Source organism: Pseudarthrobacter sp. HLT1-3 (genome assembly GCF_059383535.1).
Genome location: NZ_JBWZCJ010000016.1, coordinates 69,227 through 86,268, shown reverse-complemented (window position 1 = coordinate 86,268; position 17,042 = coordinate 69,227). Strand labels below are relative to the sequence as shown.

The window sequence follows — 17,042 nt, the reverse complement described above, 5'->3', positions numbered from 1 at the left end:
CAAGAGCTAACGGCTCCCGGCGTGCGTCGAGCCCTGCCGCTCAGGCCTTCCAAACAGTCTTGAGGTTGCAGAACTCCCGGATGCCGTCAGCGGCGAGCTCACGCCCGAACCCGGAGCGCTTGATCCCGCCGAACGGCAGCTCCTGGAACGAGACTGTCATGCCGTTGATGAACACCGCGCCCGCGTCGAGGTTGGCCGTGAACCACTCCTCTTCCTCTGCGTCGTTGGTCCAGACCGCACTGGACAGACCGAAGGTGGTCTGGTTGGCGATGCGCAGGGCATCCTCGCGGTCCGCCGCACGGTATAGAGACGCGACGGGCCCGAAGGTCTCCTCCTGGATGATCCGCATCCCTTCGCTGAGCCCGGCGAGCACCGTGGGGGCATAGAAGAAGCCGGGGCCCTCGGGAATGGTGCCGCCAGTCAACACCTGGGCACCCAGGGCCCGGGCGTCCTCCACCAGCCCGGCCAGCTCGTCGCGTCCGGCCGCGGTGGCCAGCGGCCCCACCTGGGTCGCGGCGTCTAGCGGGTCCCCGACGGAAAGCTCTGACATAAGCTTCACAAATTCGGCAGCGAACGAGTCATAGACCTTGGTGTGCACGATGAAGCGCTTGCCGGCAATGCAGGACTGCCCATTGTTGCTGATCCGCGCACGCACTGCGCTTGCGGCAGCGGCGGCGACGTCCGCCGAGGGCATGACAATGAACGGATCCGACCCGCCCAGTTCCAGCACAGACTTCTTCACATGGTCCGCTGCAATGGAGGCTACGGAGCGCCCCGCCGGCTCGGAACCCGTCAGGGTCACCGCCTTGACCCTCGCATCGGCCAGGACGGCGGCCACCTCGGAGCCGCCGATCAGCAGGGCGCGGAAGGAGCCGAGGGGGAACCCTGCCCGCTCAAAGAGCGTGTCGAGGAAAAGTGCCGCCTGGGGCACGTTCGATGCATGCTTGAGCAGGCCGGAGTTGCCCGCCATGAGCGCCGGGGCGGCAAAGCGGATGACCTGCCAGAGCGGGTAGTTCCATGGCATGACCGCCAGGACGGTGCCCAGCGGTTCGTAGCGCGTCCACGCTCGGCTAGCACCGACCGACGACGGGTCCGCCAGCGGGGCATCGGCCAGGAAGCCCTCGGCATGCGCGGCGTAGAAACGCATGGCTTTGACGCACTTGTGCACCTCGGCGATCGATTGCGCAATCGGCTTGCCCATCTCGACGGTGATTAGCTCGCCCAGGCCCTCGGCCTGGTCCTCCAGGATGTCCGCCGCGGCGAGCATCCACTGCGTACGCTGGGCGAACGTACTGCCGCGCAGCAGGCGTGCCGCCTCGTCGGCTTTCGCGATGCGATCCTGGACTTCCTCGGCCGAGTGCGGCTCAATGATCATTTCGGTCGAACCGGTGGTTGGGTTGACGGTTGCGATTGCCATGGTTGGGATCCTTTCCTGGAGACGTGTTCTCTCTCACGACTATATAGGATACGATTCGTATCGAATACTATTTGGGTCTACTCAGTAAATCCACCCACACCCGCAGCCCGTGGACCGGCTGCCCGACATCCAAGGAGTGCCCCCGTGAGCACCAATGGCGAGCTACCGAACAGCCTTCCGCTCTTTCTCACCGACGCCGACGTCGCCAGCCTTTCGGACTGGGCCGGGGCGATCGAAGCCATCCGCACCGCCTACAAGGCCCCCGGCGACGAGGCCGGAACCCCGGGCCGGATCTTCGCCCAGACACCTCGGGAATGGTTGCGGATCATGCCCTCGGTACCGCCCAGCGGCCAACTTTTCGGCTCAAAGTCAATCGCCGGGTCCTTCGCGGACGGCCTGCGCGTCAGCTACTTGATTTCACTCTTCGACAAGGACACCGCAGATTTGGTGGCGCTGGTTGACGGAAACCGCGTCACCGGCCTGCGCACCGCCGCGACCACTGCGGTGGGCACCTCCACGATCGTGCCGCAGCGGCCGCTGATCGTCGGTGTGATCGGTTCCGGCTTTGAGGCGCGTTCCCACCTGACAGCCTTTTCCCACCTGTTGGAGTTCGCCGACATCCGTGTGTTCAGTCCGACCCCTGCCAACCGCGAGGCGTTTGCCCGCGAGTTCGACGGCGCGTTCGGCGCACCCGCACGAGCTGTCGACTCGGCCCAGGAGGCCGCAGAAGGCGCGGATCTCATCCTGTGCGCTGCACGCTCTCGCGATGAATCCCCGACGCTGCTGCCCGAATGGGTCGGCCCGAACGCCGCGGTGGTCTCGATCGGTTCCACCACCCCCGCCCAGCGCGAACTGCCCGCGGAGCTGATCGCCCGCGCCGCGGTGGTCGTGGTGGACGCCCGTGACGAGGTCGTTCACGGAAGCGGGGACATGATTGCGGCCCGGGCACATGGCGTCGATGTCGATTCGCTCGTCGTCACCCTCAATGACGTCCTGACCGGTGAAACCAAGATCGACGCAGAGCAAGGGATCCGGATCTACAAGTCAACAGGGTCCGGCCTGCAGGACATCGTGGTTGCCGAGATGCTCGTGGACCGCGCCCGTGCCGAGGGCATCGGCACTGTCCTGCCCGTCGGCATCGTCACCAGCCGCAAATAGACCCCTCACAGACAAAAGGAGAACAACATGGTGGACTACACCAAATCCGAAGCCCGCTCCTGGGCCCGGGAGAACTTCGTCGGCACCGTCGCGGTGACGCACCCATCCTTCACCCCGGACTTCTCTGGCATCAACGAAAATGCGATCCGCCACGACATCCTCCTGCTCAAGGAACGTGGCTACAAGGGCTCCCTGCTGATCGCCGAAGCCAATGTCACCCCGGAGGAGAACGCCCGGATCACGGCCATCGCCCGCGAAGCAGCCGGCCCGGACTTCGCACTCTTCTTCCACGCCATCTTCGGCACCCTGGAGGAGAACATCCACGCGGCAAACCTGGCTACCAAGGCCGGCGCCGACCGAGCGCTGCTGGCCTACCCCTCTTCGTTCTGGCCGACCTCCTACGACGAGGTCTTCGACTACACCAAGCGGTTCACCGACGAAACCGATCTGGCCACCATGCTCTTCCCCCTGCCGGCCTGGGGATTCGAGCGAATCCACCCTGCAGGCATGAGCGTTGACTTCGTGCGCCGCGTCCTTGACGCGATGCCGAGCATCGTTGCCATCAAGGCCGAACAGGGCTACCCGGGCATCCCCGGAGTCATGGAGATGTACCACCATTTCCGCGATGAAGTCGTGATCTCCTGCCCCATCGAGGCGGAAATAATCCCCCTCATGTCGGTCTTGGACGTCCAGTTCTCCGGCACCGCGAACACGAACTGGATGGGCGACTACTACCCCAAGGCCTTCGAACTGGCGCGCACCGGCAAGTGGGAAGAAGCCATGAAGCGCTACTGGGAGGTCCAGCCGGCCCGGGCCGCCAATATGGCTGTATCGTCCACTTCCACCCCGGGCACCAGCTCCATCAACCGCACCCAGTGGAAGTACCAGGAGTGGCTCTCCGGCTTCAACGGCGGCGCCCTGCGCCCGCCAGCAGTCAGACTTCCCGACCGCTTCATGAAGCAGCTGCGCGCAAGCCTGGAAGCCTCGGGACTGCCCGTCACCGATTCCCCGGACTCTGAATTCTTGCGCGGACGCGTCAGCGCCTAAGCCTTGCCCGGCCGCGTGCCGGCATTGCAAAGCCCCTTGGACCACTGAACCGGCTGGCTGGTTCGTTGGTCCAAGGGGATTCTTTGCGTGTGACCGAAAGTGCCGGACACAACGCGGCACCCGAACCGAGGGTTGACGCCACGACGGCGGCTTGTCGAAGCGGCTGCGCTCGTCGATAGTTGGGATATTCCCTGCACCAGCGCGCTACAGCTTCGTAGACGACCCTTCGCGGACCAACCGGAAGCTGCAAAACGGGCGTTTCCCGCCCGCCACCTGCCCTCCCCCTGGGTATTCGAGCCATTCCACGTGTTCGCGATGAAGCCCACCCACGGGCAAAGGCTCGGTTCCGTTTCTGGAACGGCTCGGTCAGCTCATCGATGCAACCCTTTGTGTATCCGGGGAGCCCTCCCGCGCCAATCCGCCGTCCCCAGCCAAACAGGCGATCGATAGAAACGGTCCCGGACTTGTCACCAGGAGAATGAACAACCCCGCGATTAACCAAACAGGTGCCTGCATGCCGCCGCCTTCCGCGGGCGCGAACGCCCAATTGATCTCGACCATGAAGTTCGCGCGGAGCACGTATACCACTAGCGGAATTGCCACCGGCATGGTGAGAAAACCAAACGCGATGAAGCTCCCGCCGACGAACATCAGAAGCGTCACGTACCAACCGGTCAGAAGAGGGAATGGAAGTCCTCACGCGCCCTCTACAATCGCAGCGAACTTCGCCGGCGCGAACTGGAGTTCGTGGGCAATCAGCGTTGCACTGATCGCGATTCGCAGGAGCAAGGGGACGCAGGGTTCGAGGCGTCGCAATGGCGCCGAAGTGCAAGAAACATTGTTAAAGCTCCCCAGTAAGTTTGTAGGGCCGAACGTTTTGTCATTGCATGGAGAGCAGGGCGGTAGGTCTGGTATCGATTGCCAGGGAATATCAGGGGCCAACGGCTCGGTCCTGACCGATGCGACTCGACGGCGTGTCACCGCTCGCTATGTTTTACACGCCGGCAGCCAGTTCCGGCGTGTGCCTGTGTTGTACGGGGCAGCCGCCGCCTGTTCTTCTGAGGCCGTATGCCCTGCGTCCCCGCTTCCGGCCGGTAACCGTGGTTCGCGGTGAAACAACAGCACGCTTCGTCCCACGGTGGATGTCGCTTCGACATCCACCGTGGGACAAAGTATTCGGTTCCGCATCGAACCTGGTGATGAGCGTGTTCCCGCATTGGCATCAGGCGCCGGAATGATCTGAAGGACGCACTGCATCGCTCACCGGTGCGCCGTTCGTCACGGCACTCGACGATGCGCGGTACGGGCAGCCATTCCCCAGGGAAGCCATCAGTCCATGGCGGCCGCGCGTTCGGGGGTTCCCTCCGCCGGCGCGGGGCCAGTTGGACCGACCTCCGCTTGCTCAGAGACCAAGGTCCGCCGTGACTGCGCACGAAGCCCCGTCAAGGAACAAAGAAGCACCCCGATTGGCAACAGTAGGACCAGGAACAGACCCGAGAGCCCCATTCCGGCGGCGATGAGCGTGCCGCCGGCAACACCGCCGGCAGCCGCTCCCAGCCGTCCGCCGAATTCCGCCACGCCTATTCCCGCACCCCGCATGCTGGCCGGGTAGGCCATGGCTGCCAGGACGCTGCGCGTGGGGCCGAAGGCGCTCGGCAAAATGAATCCGGCGATCCCCAACACGACCAGCAGGGAACCGAACCCCGGATCGGGCAGCAGATAAACCACGATGGACATCACCGCAGCCAATCCGAGAACAATCCCGATGATCAGGAAGCGTGACAAGCGGGCCAGAATGGCTCCCAGCACCACCCCTCCCACGACGCTGGCCAATCCATAGACCCCGACGATGGTGCTGCTCTGCACGGTGTCGAGTCCGGGTTTGGGCAGCTGCAGCAAGGTTGGCATGTATTGGGCGATCAGCAATTGGGTGCCCAGGGAGAAGAAGCCGAAAAGCCACAGCAGGAGGGTCTTAGGGGCCAGTGGACGGGACAGGACGGTCCGCACCGACACCGCGGGCCCTGCAAGTGACGGCCGAACCCTCAAACCCGGATCAAATGTTTCAGCACCACGTCCGTCCGTCGACGCTGCACCGTCCACCCGGCGCTTGGCCAAGAGGAACGCGGGAGATTCGGGGACGACGGCGGCAAGCGCAGCGATCACTGCCAAGGGGATCAAGCCTGCCACCACGAGCAGCAGGCGCCACCCCGAGGTGGGTATCAAGGCGCCGGCGAGAACCGCACCTAACGTTGTCCCCAAACCCACTCCGGCGTAGGCCGTCGCGATCAATGCCGCGCGTCGCCGTTCGGGAATCAGGTCTGCCAGCAGGGCGTTCCCTGATGCCATGGCAGCGCCCATCCCCAGGCAGGCCAGGATTCGCCAGCCGGCGAATGCCGTGAAGTCGCCAGATGTTCCGCCCAGGGCGGTGGCCCCGCCGAAGACAACCACGCTGCCGATGAGCACTGTCTTGCGTCCCCACCTGTCGGCCATGCCGCCGGCGACAACGGCACCAAGGCCCATGGCCAGGAAACCCACAGCGACCACGAACGCTATGCCGCCCCCGACGGAGACGCCCCAGCCCCTGATGAGCGTCGGAAAGACGTGGGCGACGATCGTGACGTCCATACCATCGGAGAGCAGAACGAGCGTGATCAGGCTGAAGTAGAGCCAGTGCCTCGGAGTCAGGCTTTCGGGGCTCGCATTGTCGGCAGACCGCGCGGTGGACCCACTTCTCGTGTTCAAGGATCGCACCATCCCTATTTGCCGGGGTGTGCGAAGAACTCGTTGAGGCGATCGGTAGGCAGGTAATCCTCCGGGGCGCCAGCCAAGTCGGTCAGATCATTGTGGTCCCACGAGCGGTCCGCGACCTTGGCAAGGTTCTCCCGGGAGACGATCACCGAGGGTTCAACAATCTGGTTGATCTTCGGGCCCTCGCCCTTCAGGATGCGCAGCGCCACGTCGACCACTGCCTCACCGGTGCGCACGGACGGGGTCGTGGTGCCGAAGAACGGGTAGTCCGGGTTTGCCAGCGCCCAGGAGGAGAAGCCGTGGCTCGATCCGTCGTCCGCGATCGGCGGCACGTCCATGCCTGATTCCTCAAAGGCGTTGCGGATGCCTACGCCCATCGTTCCGGCCTGGAGAACGGCGTCAACCCCGGCAGGGTTGGTCGCCAGGAACTTCTGGACCTCCGCCTGGGCCTTTGCCGGCTGGAAGAAGCCCGTGACCGACCCGGTGACCTTGACCTCCGGGCAGTTATCCAGGACAGCATCGATTCCCAGGTTCGCGAAGGTCGAGGCAGGGATCCCCGGGATGCCCTCGACGCGCAGGACGGTCCCCTTGCCCCCGAGTGCTCCCACTGTCCCGGCGGTGACCTGGGCGACGGCCAGCGGGGTGTTCCTCGTGACGCTGACGGCGTATTCGGAATCGATCGGAATCTGGGCGGCGACCAGCGGGATGCCAGCGTCATGGGCTGCCTTGGCCAGGTCCACGGAAGGCTCCGGTGCGATGGCGGTGTAGATGATCACGTCCGGCTTAAGCGAGAGCGCTTCGTTGAACTGCTGGAGCTGCAGGGGCACGTTCGACGGGTCGTCCGGGGCGAAGTCGCCGACGATCTTGACACCATTGGCCTTGAGGCTCGAGCGGATCGCCTCCGACATGGAGGCTATGAACGGGCTGGCAGGTGGCATGCCCACAATCGCGGCCGTGAAACCGTCAGTCTTCTTCGACTTGTAGTCGGCCCATGCCGACTTCCGGATCTCGTAGGGGTAGAGGTTGTAGCCCGCGGCGATCTCCTTGGGTACACCGGCCAGCAGGCCATTCGGATCGTTCGCCGTACCCGTCGGCAGCGACCCGCAGGTCCCGGCGGCCGCCGACGACGCCGGCCCGGGTGTGGCCCCTCCGGCGGAGCCCGGGGCCGCTGGCGCCGACGCCGAACAGCCCGTCAGAACGAGGGTGCCGGCCCCCAGAATCGCGGCGCCAACAGTCGTAAAACGGGGGAAAGAGGTCTTCTTCATTGATTAATCTCCTTGCAAAATGAACGATTCGTATCGTATGGCATCAGAGTAGATGCATGCGGTACGATTCGTCTAGTTTCGAATATGACCTGCGACACATTTATCGGCCATTCAAAGGAGATCCGCCGTGAACAACCAACCATCCGGACTGGTGCTCGCCGGGGTGAGCAAGCGCTTCGGTGCCACCCGCGCCCTCATCGACGGCGACCTCCACCTCCGGCCGGGCGAGATCCACACGCTCCTGGGCGAAAACGGGTCCGGGAAGAGTACCCTCGTCAAGATCATGGGAGGCGTCCACCGCCCGGATTCCGGCACCGTCACATTGGACGGCGTCTCCGTAACCAGCCGATCGCCCCGAGCGGCCCTGGACCTGGGGATTGCAACGGTGTTCCAGGAAGTCCTCACCGCGGGGAGCCAATCGGTCCTCGAGAATGTCTGGCTCGGGTCCCACGGAACGTTTCGTCGCCGGCTGGGCCGCGCCGAGCAGCGATCAATCGCGCAGGACGTCCTGACGCGCATTGCCGGCGCGATCCCGCTGGATCTTCCGGCCGGGCAGCTCTCGCTCTCCGAGCGGCAGGCCCTCTGCATTGCCCGCGCACTCGTGCGCAAGCCCAAGGTTCTCATCCTCGACGAGTCGACAGCCTCCCTGGATGTCAGCTCCCGCGATCGGCTCTTCGTCGAGATGCGCCGGCTCGCAGCCGAGGGGACCGCCATCCTGTTCATCTCGCACCGCATGGACGAGGTCGCGGAGATCTCGGACCGGGTCACCGTCCTGCGGTCCGGGCGCAGCGTCTCCACCGTGGAGAGGTCGGATCTGTCCATTAACCGGCTGATCGCGGACATGACCGGAAACTCCGGCCATGCCGAGACCCGGCGGCAACCGCATGATGCCGGGGACACCATCCTTCAGGGAGCGGCCGTCCGCCTTGCGCCGGCCTCGGCACCCATCGACTTCGAGCTGCGCGCCGGCGAGATTGTGGGCCTCGCGGGGCTCGAGGGCCACGGACAGGACCAGTTCATCAAGCGCCTGGCCGGTGTGGCCGGTGGGCCCGGCAGCGTCGTCCGCCTCCTCCCCGGGGGCGCCGCGGAGCTTACCGAGCGCAACGGGGATGCCCTGGGGGTCGCCTACCTGCCGCGCGAACGACGCGGGGAGTCGCTGTTCGAGTCCATGTCGATCCGCGAAAACTTCGCGCTGCCGACCCTGGCCAAGGACCGCCGCGGCGGCTTGCTGGACACCCGCAGCAGTGCCCGCCGGTTCGATGCCTTCGCCCGCTCCCTGTCCCTGCGCTTCGGCGCCGCGCACGAAGCCATCTCCACCCTGTCCGGCGGTAACCAGCAGAAGGTGCTGCTGGCGCGCTGGCTTGCCACCGACCCCAAAGTCCTGCTGCTCAATGACCCCACCAGAGGGGTCGACATCGGGACCAAACGGGAGATCTACGCAATCCTGCACCGGCTCAGCGGCGAAGGCATGAGCGTCGTGATCCTCTCCAGCGAGGTCGACGAGCTTGTCGACCTCGCTGACCGCGTCCTGGTCTTCCGCGACCAATCCGTGTTTGCCCAGATCCCCCATTTCGAGCTCTCCACCGAGTCCATCGTCGCCGCATACTTCGGCCAGAAATCAGAGGTGCACACATGAACCGCGTCCTGACTTTGTTCCAGCGCTGGCCTTTCGCCTTTGCCTTGCTTCTCGCACTGGTGCTGCTGGTGCTGAACGTGATCGTCTCACCGTCCTTCCTCTCCCCCGCGCGCCTCCCCGGCACCCTGGCCACCCTGGCGCCGTTCGTGCTGGTGGGATTCGCCTCCACGCCCTCGATCCTCGCGGGTGGCATCGACATTTCGGTCGGCCCACTGGCCACGTTCATCAACTGCCTGTTCGTCGCAATCCTCATTCCCGCTGGGCTGGGCAACTGGCACCTCGCGGCACCCATCATCCTGGCGGTGGCCGCCGGGATCGGAGCCCTGAACGGAATCCTGGTCGTCGTCGTCCGCCTGCACCCGGTGGTCGCGACCACCGGGATGCTGTTCCTGCTCGTTGGCCTGTCGCTGACCATCGCTCAGAACCCGGTGGCCGCACCTGACAACTGGACGGAGGTCTTTGCCGGGAGCATCGGCATCGTCCCTGGTGCCCTCATCACGATCGGCGTCGCCGGGCTGATCTGGTTCGCGCTGCGCCGCACGGCCTTTGTCAGCAACCTCCTGGCCACCGGCGAGAGCGATGTCTCCGCCTACGGTTCCGGGGTGAACATCAAGGCGATCCGGATCCTGGCCTACACCCTCGGCGGCCTGTTTGCCGGGATCGCCGGAATTGCGTTGACCGCACTCGTGCAGTCATCGCAGTCTTCGCTCGCTTCGACCTATGCACTGCTGGGGCTCGCCGCCGCAGTCCTGGGCGGAACCAGCCTGGCCGGCGGCCGCGGCGGCCTGTTGGGCGCACTCTTCGGAGCGGTCTCCATTTATCTCCTGCAGCAATTGCTCACCGCCTCGGGCGTGGCCCCCAGCCTCATCCAATTCGCCTACGGCGCCGTCCTCGTCGTCGGCGTCGTGCTGGGCGCGACGCTGCTGGCCCCCCGTTTGAAGAGGAACGCATCATGACCAGTGACACCCTGTCCCCCGCGGAAACACCCCACGCACCAACCGCCCGGCAGATGGCCTGGACCCGGTTCAGGGCCTGGGTCTTCGAGGTACCGGCATTGCAGGTCCTCGTCGTCCTGGCCCTGGCGGCCTGGCTGGTGGTCACCATACCGGCCATCGCAAACCCCAGGTCCGTCACCTCGATACTGGTCATTACGTCCTTGCTGGCCCTGGCAGCCATGGGCCAGACGCTCGTGGTGATACTGGGAGGACTGGACCTGGCGGTGCCGGGTTACATCCTCTTCGGCGCCTTCATGGCTGCGAACGTCGCGGGCAAGCTCGCGGTCCCGGCGGTTGTCGCCGTGCTGATCACCGTCCTGGTCTGCGGCGGCATCGGTGCCCTGATCGGCTGGATCTGCCACCGCTTCGCGGTCCAGCCACTGGTCGTCACGCTGGGCACCGGCGCTGCCCTCACGGGCGCAACGCTCTTCCTCGCCGACGGCGACTATTCCTCCGCCCCGCCGCAGGCGCTCCGTTCCCTGGCAAGTTTGCGGGGAACCACCTTCGGCATGCCGTTCCCGCCGATCATCCTGATCGTGCTCCTCTGCGGGGTGGGCATGTGGATTCTCCTCAACCGCACCGCGGCCGGACGTCGCTTCCATGCGACGGGAGTCAACTTCCGCGCCGCCCGGCTGACGAGGATCCGCACCTCAGCCGTGTGGACCTTAGTATTCGCGGCCTCAGGCGCCCTGGCCGGCGTCGCCGGCATCTTCATTGCCTCTTACGGCTCGGGCTGGTCGCAAACCATCGGGGAACCCTATCTGTTCTCTGGCCTGGCCGCGGTTCTCGTCGGCGGCTCGATCTTCGGCTCGATTCGCGGCAGCTACACGCGGACGCTGCTCGGCGCACTCACCCTCACCCTTTTGTCCACGATCATCGTGAGCAACGGACTCTCCGAGGCGCAGAGCCGCATCATTTTCGGAATCATCATCCTTGCCGTGGTTTCGCTGTACGGCCGGGAACGCCACGTCCGCGACAGGTTCTGAGTCCCGGTCCTGGTTTCTGATGAGACAGACGGGGGATGCTCGGCCCATCGGGCCGGGACGTCCCCCGTCTGCGCTCCTGTGCGCTTCAGATAGCCGAAGCCGGCGGCCCTGTTGCCGCTCTCCGTTGCGGAGAACCCGCGCCGAAGCCCATCGGGTTCTCCCCGACGGTGAGCCACCCAAGTAGTCCTTCTGCGCTGCGGCACCGCGAAACCGGGGCATCGGTCGGAACAAGGTGCCTCAACACTGCATTCCGTGAGGCAGCCACCTCCACCGCGTCGCGGCATACCTGCTTATGATCGTGTGCGACGAAGCCAAATTCTCGCCGACCGCTCCCCCAACCGGGGGCGGTATGGAGGCTGCCGGTTTATCCGCGAAGGTGTGTCGTCATAGCCACTGCCGCTGTTGTTTGCAACGGATTTCCCACGAAATTATCGGTGGCGAAGCAGGCAAAGCCCCCGCCATCGATCGCTGCGGGGGCCCAAAGGACATGATGCTCGTGGTTAACGATTTCCTGAGGGTGCTGCCGGTAGAAGTGCGCGCGGCATCTGCGCACCCCATGCTGGAACGTCATTGAATCAGTGAGCCTCATGGCCCCGAGGCGTTTCAACGATCCTGCGCATCGACTGGATACAAGAAAGGCCCGGGCGCGAATTAATCGCCCGGGCCTTCAACAACCTGTCGGCTCCGAGTGCCCATACCTTTTCAAGGAGAATCAGGCAGCGCCATGGGGGTCATCGGGGCGCCCTTTGGGGCGCCACGGTGTCGGACTTCCTCATGATCATCCGGTGGATCTCGGCCCGAAGCTCAAGGTACGCCGGACGGGACTTGGTCTCGATCTGGTCGCGGCCGGTGCCCAGCGGGATTTCGACCGAGGCGGCCACGGAGGCCGGCCGACCCGATAAGACGATGACCTTGTCTCCGAGATACACCGCTTCCTCGATGTCGTGTGTCACCAGGACGATCGAGACTCCTAGACGGTCGCGGATATCGAGCATCAGGTCCTCGAGGTCCGCCCGGGTCTGTGCATCAACGGAGGCGAACGGCTCGTCCATGATTAGGATCTCGGGGCGATAGGCCAGGGACCGGGCAATCGCCGCGCGCTGTTGCATGCCGCCTGACATTTGCCACGGATACAGCTCTTCGGCATGTCCAAGGTCCACATCGCGCAGCGCCTGTTCCACACGTTTCCGGCGTTCCTCTCGCGAGAGTCCGAGCCGCCGCAGCGGCAGCTCGACATTCTGGCCCACCTTCATCCAGGGCATGAGGGACCTGCTGTAGTCCTGGAACACGACCGCAAGTTCCGCAGGTGGCTGCACAACTACGCGCCCGTTGACCCTCACTTCTCCGCTGTTCGCGGGCCCCAGCCCCGACAAGGCGCGCAGCAGCGTGGTCTTTCCCGTGCCTGAGGGACCCACGATGCAGACGAATTGACCTTTCGCCACTGAGAAGGTGACGTCGGACAAGACCTGGTTGTCACCGAAGGACTTGCCGATCCCGTCAGCTTCCAGAATGGGCGTCGATATGGATTGCATGTGGACCTGCTTTCAGCTTCGCGATTCGCGGTGCCAGTCGAGCGCAAATCGCTCGACGAGCAAGAGGATGACATTGAGTAAATAGCCGATGACGCCGAGCAGGATCATGCCTGACCACATCTCGGGCAACGAGAACTGGCGCTGGGTCTCCAAGATGAAATAGCCGATCCCCTGCGAGGCCCCCATCAGTTCGCTGGCGAACATTAGGATGACCGAAACCGCGAGGCTCGCCCGGATCCCTGCGAAGATCTGCGGGGAGGCACTGGGAACGACCACCCGGAAGACCCAGTCGATGGGGCGTAGCCGGTTGGACTTTGCGACATCCACCAGCGCGGGGTGTACGCCCCTGACCCCGTCGATGGTGTTGAGCAGCACCGGCCACAGGGCACCCAGCACCACTATCAGCACGCGCATGTCGGGACCGATGCCCATCAGCTGGATGGCCAGCGGCAACATTGCCACCGCGGGCAGGTAGCGCATGAACTGGAGCAGTGGTCCCACGGCCGTGGCGATGGCGTCGTTCAGCCCGAGCACGATGCCCAGGCCTACTCCCAGCACGACGGAAATGCCGAGGCCGATCAGTACCGAGTTGAGACTGGACACCACGTGCTCGCCAACGAGGTCGAAGATCCACAGCTCATGGAACCTCTGCCAAATCTTGGCGAGCGGAGGAAAGAAGATCGATGTGCTCCCGGCGCTTGCCATCCACCACAGTGCAACGAGCAGCGCCGGGACGATCGCCGGCAGGAGGAACCGTGTGATCCTTTGCGTCATGAGCTGACCTTTCGATGCGACGGATGCCATGCCAGAACGCTGCGTTCGAACCACCGGAACGTTGAGTCGATGGCCATGCCCAGCACCCCGCACAGCACGATGTAGGCGAACATCTCCGGGAGCGCACCACTGAGTTGGTGGACCACGATCTGTTCCCCGAATCCGCCGGCAGGGATGACGATCTGCGCACTGATCGAAATCAGCAGGCAGATCGCTGCAGCCAGCCGGACACCTGTGGCCATATACGGCAGTGCCGTCGGGAGCAGAAGCCGGGTCACCGTGTCCCAGCGGCGGACGCCGAAGGAGCGGAAAGTGTCCCGGGCCACGGGGTCCAGGTCGCGCGCGCCGTAGATGGTTTGCATGACCATTGCCCACACTGCTCCGAAGAATGCCAGCAGTATCGTGCTCTGCAGTCCCGCACCGTAGAGCAGGACAACCAGCGGGACAAAGACCAATGCGGGGATGGTCCGCAGGAAATCGAGAGTGACCACCGACATCCGGTAAGTCTCTCGGCTCACGCCGAGTGGAAACCCGATGATCACGCCGATGACCACCGCCAGCAGCAGGCTGATGAACCAGCTAGCCAGGGTCTCGGCAAGGGGTCCCCATACGGAGCCGTCCAGGAGAAGTCCCAGCACCGCGCCGGCGACAGCCAGCGGCGTGGGCACCGCACCGAGCTGCCCGGTGGCCGCGGCCACCTGCCATGCCCCGAGCACCAGCACGATGACGCCCAGCTGGGACAGCCAGTTCATGGTCCCCCGCCGTAACGCGGGCTTCCGCGGCCGGGGCTTGCTCGGTGCCTCAGCTGCCTGCAGGGGTCCAGATGAGCTTTGCCGGGTCGTAGCCGTCATTGATGAATCCTTCCTTGGCCATCAGGTCAGCAAAGGCCTGGATGTCTTCCACGCCGAGCTTTGTGTCATAGGTGGGAATCACGGACTTCTCAATGGCCTCCGGGGACAACGAGGTGAATTCCGGGAGGACCTTGCGCACTGCCTCGGGATGCTCATTCGCATACTCCCCGGCACGCTTCATGGCCTTGGTGAATCGCTGGACGGCGTCCGGGTTGGACTTCGTGAACGCATCGCTGGCCACCCACTCCAACGCGCTCATCCCGCCGATCCCCTCGGTGAACGGTCGCCCGATCACCTGTAGGCCCGCGGCGCGCGCCTTGGAAAGGAACGGATCGACGACGAACGCCGCGTCCACCCGCTTGGACTGAAGCGCCGGAACCATGTCCGGGTAGGCAATCTCGACGACTTTCACCTGCTCGGGGTCGACGCCGGAGTCCTTCAGGAGCACTCGCAGGGCCAGTTCGGGCGCCGATTTGAGGCCGACCACGGCCACCGTCTTTCCGGAGAGGTCCTTCACGGAACCGACGCCGCTACCCGGTGCCGCGACCAGCGCGGTCGTGTCATGCTTCGGATCCAGGGGATAGCGGTCGCTGCCGGAAACGACCCTGATCGGCAGCCCCTTCGAGGCAGCCGTCACGATGGGGACGGATGTCATGAGCGCCATTTGAAGCTCATTGTTAAGCAGGGAGGGAATCGCGGTGGCCGCGGTCTGAATCGTCGTGACGGTGACATCCAGATTCTCGTCCTCGAAGAACCCCTGCTGCTCTGCGATGTAGACGTGGGCAGCATTGGCAATCGGCGTCACGCCGACGGCCAATGCCACGGGGGCTCCGGCCGATTCCTGCGGGGCTGGGCCGCTGGCCGAGCACCCGGCCAGAAGCAATGCACCGGCCGAAAGTGCGGAGATCGCGGTGAGGGTTCGGGAAAGTCTGGGCATTGGCACTCCTAGATGAACGACGCAACATTCGAAACGATTCGGTTCGTATAGCACCGTATGTGACGCGCGTCATGAAGTCAATCGTCTTTTCGAGCGTTACGAGCGGCTCGAAAATCGCTGCAACAACCACCTTCGCGGCAATCCCAGGAGGTGACACCGAGACGACCTAGCCAAGGGAAAGTGGGCACAGGTAGCGCGAACCAAGCCCTTTCGGGCTATCCATATGAAATACGGCACAAACGCGATACGATACGACACGACTCGAACTTGATAATGGATAAATGACTTCATCCAGATTCCATTGACAATCCAAGGAGAACAAATGTCCCCCGAGACCGCCACCGCTGCCGAGGTCCTCTCGAGCCCCTGGAAAATCGACGGCCTGACAATCAAGAACCGCTATGTGCTTAGCCCCATGGCCGTGCTCCAGCCGACGAAGGACGGCCATCCCAGCGAGCAGACGATCGCGTTCCTCACCACGCGCGCACGCGGTGGCGCGGGGCTGCTGATCATCGGCGGCGGCGTGGCCACCGAACGCGGCAACCAGGAAGCACCGTTCCGGCCACTGATGCGCTTCGACCGCGACGAATTCACTCCGGGCCTGAAGCGCATGGTCGATGCCGTGCACGAGCACGATGTACCCATCTTCGCCCAGATCTTCCCCAGTTTCGGCGCCATGGGCGTGCCCGGCGAGGGACGGCCCACGCGGGCTGCGAGCCCAAAGCCCGTCCGCATGGCCGCACCCCGCCTGCCGCACGGTTTCTACATTCCAGGCGGCAGAACGAACCCGACGCCGGAGGAGATCACCAAGGCGGAAATCCTTGAAGTCCAGGAGCAAACCGTCGCCGCGGTGCGGCGTGCCAAGGCGGCCGGCTTCGACGGCATCGAACTGGGCGCACACATGCGCTACCTCTATTCCTCCTTCCTCTCACCGCGCACCAATTGGAGGACGGATGAATACGGCGGCAGCGCCGAGAACCGCGCCCGCATCCTTGTCGACACGATTCGAGCGATCCGGGCCGAAGTCGGCCCCGAATATCCGGTGGGCCTCAGGATGAGTACGAACGACCACCTTCCCGATGGCCAGGGACCCGAAGGCTTCGCGGAAGTCGCGGCGATCATTGAGAGGGAAGGGATTGGATATATCGCCCTGAGCGATGCGAATTACGAGTCGATGGACAACAACGTCACCTCCTTTTCGGGCGCAATCCTGGAGCACGGAGAGCCACAGGCATTCCGCGCCGCCATGCCCGAGGTTCCGTTGCTTCTCAGCAGCACCTACGACCCACAACAGTGCGCAGACGCCATCACCGCCGGATTCGCGGACGGAATCATGCTGGCCCGGCAGATGCTGGCCGATCCGGAATTCCCCAACAAGGTCCTCCAGGGACGACAGGATGAGATTGTGTGGTGTGATCACGACAACTCTTGCCTGCGCCGCCTGATTTTCAACGTGCCGGTGAGGTGCCACAAGAACCCGGCCATGGGACGCGAAGCGGTCCTCGCGGGGGCCAAGGAACCAGTCTCGGTGAAGCTTCAGCGTCCGATCCAGGGCCTGCTGATCGCCGCGACCGGGTCCCCGGTCCTCATGGGCATCGCCGACAAACTGGCGACCGCCGGCTCGAAGGCCTCCAAGAGCTGACGCCTTTGCCGCGCGTCGGCCCCCGCCGTCATGGGGGCCGACGCGCGGCAACCT

At 64.6% G+C, this 17,042-nt stretch carries 14 protein-coding genes; 6 read left to right on the top strand and 8 right to left on the bottom strand.

Features of this window, described 5'->3' with window-relative positions; all coding sequences use genetic code 11:
- Window positions 1–40: 40 nt before the first annotated feature.
- A complete protein-coding gene (locus tag AC50X9_RS14435; RefSeq protein ID WP_494894441.1) occupies window positions 41–1,417 on the bottom strand; it encodes an aldehyde dehydrogenase family protein in 1,377 nt (458 codons plus the stop codon).
- Between the two features lie 144 nt (window positions 1,418–1,561).
- Between AC50X9_RS14435 and AC50X9_RS14430 the strand changes: the two genes are divergently transcribed.
- Both AC50X9_RS14430 and AC50X9_RS14425 read left to right on the top strand, forming a co-directional pair.
- Complete coding sequence (locus AC50X9_RS14430) at window positions 1,562–2,575, top strand: ornithine cyclodeaminase family protein (protein WP_494894440.1); 1,014 nt, start codon at window positions 1,562–1,564, stop codon at window positions 2,573–2,575.
- A 27-nt stretch (window positions 2,576–2,602) separates the two neighbouring features.
- Window positions 2,603–3,622: a dihydrodipicolinate synthase family protein gene (locus AC50X9_RS14425; protein WP_229994200.1), complete on the top strand. Its 1,020-nt coding sequence runs from the start codon at window positions 2,603–2,605 to the stop codon at window positions 3,620–3,622.
- A gap of 366 nt (window positions 3,623–3,988) precedes the next feature.
- On the opposite strand, the gene AC50X9_RS14420 is transcribed toward AC50X9_RS14425, so the two are convergent.
- The 3 genes from AC50X9_RS14420 to AC50X9_RS14410 form a co-directional block, all read right to left on the bottom strand.
- Window positions 3,989–4,285: a hypothetical protein gene (locus AC50X9_RS14420; RefSeq protein ID WP_494894439.1), complete on the bottom strand. Its 297-nt coding sequence runs from the start codon at window positions 4,283–4,285 to the stop codon at window positions 3,989–3,991.
- 666 nt (window positions 4,286–4,951) lie between these two features.
- Window positions 4,952–6,364, bottom strand: a complete 1,413-nt coding sequence (locus tag AC50X9_RS14415; RefSeq protein WP_494894438.1) for an MFS transporter — start codon at window positions 6,362–6,364, stop codon at window positions 4,952–4,954.
- A 14-nt stretch (window positions 6,365–6,378) separates the two neighbouring features.
- Window positions 6,379–7,635, bottom strand: a complete 1,257-nt coding sequence (locus AC50X9_RS14410) for a substrate-binding domain-containing protein (protein ID WP_494894437.1) — start codon at window positions 7,633–7,635, stop codon at window positions 6,379–6,381.
- 127 nt (window positions 7,636–7,762) lie between these two features.
- On the opposite strand from AC50X9_RS14410, the gene AC50X9_RS14405 reads away from it, so the two are divergent.
- Genes AC50X9_RS14405 through AC50X9_RS14395 form a run of 3 tightly spaced genes read left to right on the top strand, consistent with a single transcriptional unit; the run spans window position 7,763 to window position 11,252 of the window.
- Window positions 7,763–9,271 (top strand): sugar ABC transporter ATP-binding protein, encoded by a 1,509-nt coding sequence (locus tag AC50X9_RS14405; RefSeq protein ID WP_494894436.1) that lies wholly within the window; start codon window positions 7,763–7,765, stop codon window positions 9,269–9,271.
- Window positions 9,268–10,227, top strand: coding sequence for an ABC transporter permease (locus AC50X9_RS14400; RefSeq protein WP_494894435.1), 960 nt, complete (start codon window positions 9,268–9,270; stop codon window positions 10,225–10,227). Before AC50X9_RS14405 ends, AC50X9_RS14400 begins: the two co-directional genes overlap by 4 nt.
- Window positions 10,224–11,252 carry an ABC transporter permease gene (locus tag AC50X9_RS14395; RefSeq protein WP_494894434.1) on the top strand — a complete coding sequence of 343 codons (1,029 nt, stop codon included), beginning with the start codon at window positions 10,224–10,226 and terminating at the stop codon, window positions 11,250–11,252. The genes AC50X9_RS14400 and AC50X9_RS14395 overlap by 4 nt, the downstream gene beginning before the upstream one ends.
- Before the next feature lie 731 nt (window positions 11,253–11,983).
- Here AC50X9_RS14395 and AC50X9_RS14390 read toward each other — a convergent pair.
- From AC50X9_RS14390 to AC50X9_RS14375, 4 genes are read right to left on the bottom strand one after another with little or no spacing between them, the layout of a single operon-like run.
- On the bottom strand, window positions 11,984–12,784 hold the full coding sequence (locus AC50X9_RS14390; protein ID WP_494894433.1) for an ABC transporter ATP-binding protein: 801 nt from the start codon (window positions 12,782–12,784) through the stop codon (window positions 11,984–11,986).
- Window positions 12,785–12,796: 12 nt separating this feature from the next.
- Complete coding sequence (locus tag AC50X9_RS14385) at window positions 12,797–13,558, bottom strand: ABC transporter permease (RefSeq protein ID WP_494894432.1); 762 nt, start codon at window positions 13,556–13,558, stop codon at window positions 12,797–12,799.
- Complete coding sequence (locus AC50X9_RS14380) at window positions 13,555–14,310, bottom strand: ABC transporter permease (protein WP_494894431.1); 756 nt, start codon at window positions 14,308–14,310, stop codon at window positions 13,555–13,557. Before AC50X9_RS14380 ends, AC50X9_RS14385 begins: the two co-directional genes overlap by 4 nt.
- Before the next feature lie 49 nt (window positions 14,311–14,359).
- The gene (locus AC50X9_RS14375) at window positions 14,360–15,346 is read right to left on the bottom strand and encodes an ABC transporter substrate-binding protein (protein WP_494894430.1); all 987 of its coding nucleotides are present in this window, start codon (window positions 15,344–15,346) and stop codon (window positions 14,360–14,362) included.
- A 322-nt stretch (window positions 15,347–15,668) separates the two neighbouring features.
- Between AC50X9_RS14375 and AC50X9_RS14370 the strand changes: the two genes are divergently transcribed.
- Window positions 15,669–16,988 (top strand): NADH:flavin oxidoreductase, encoded by a 1,320-nt coding sequence (locus AC50X9_RS14370; RefSeq protein WP_494894429.1) that lies wholly within the window; start codon window positions 15,669–15,671, stop codon window positions 16,986–16,988.
- The last annotated feature ends 54 nt before the right edge of the window (window positions 16,989–17,042 follow it).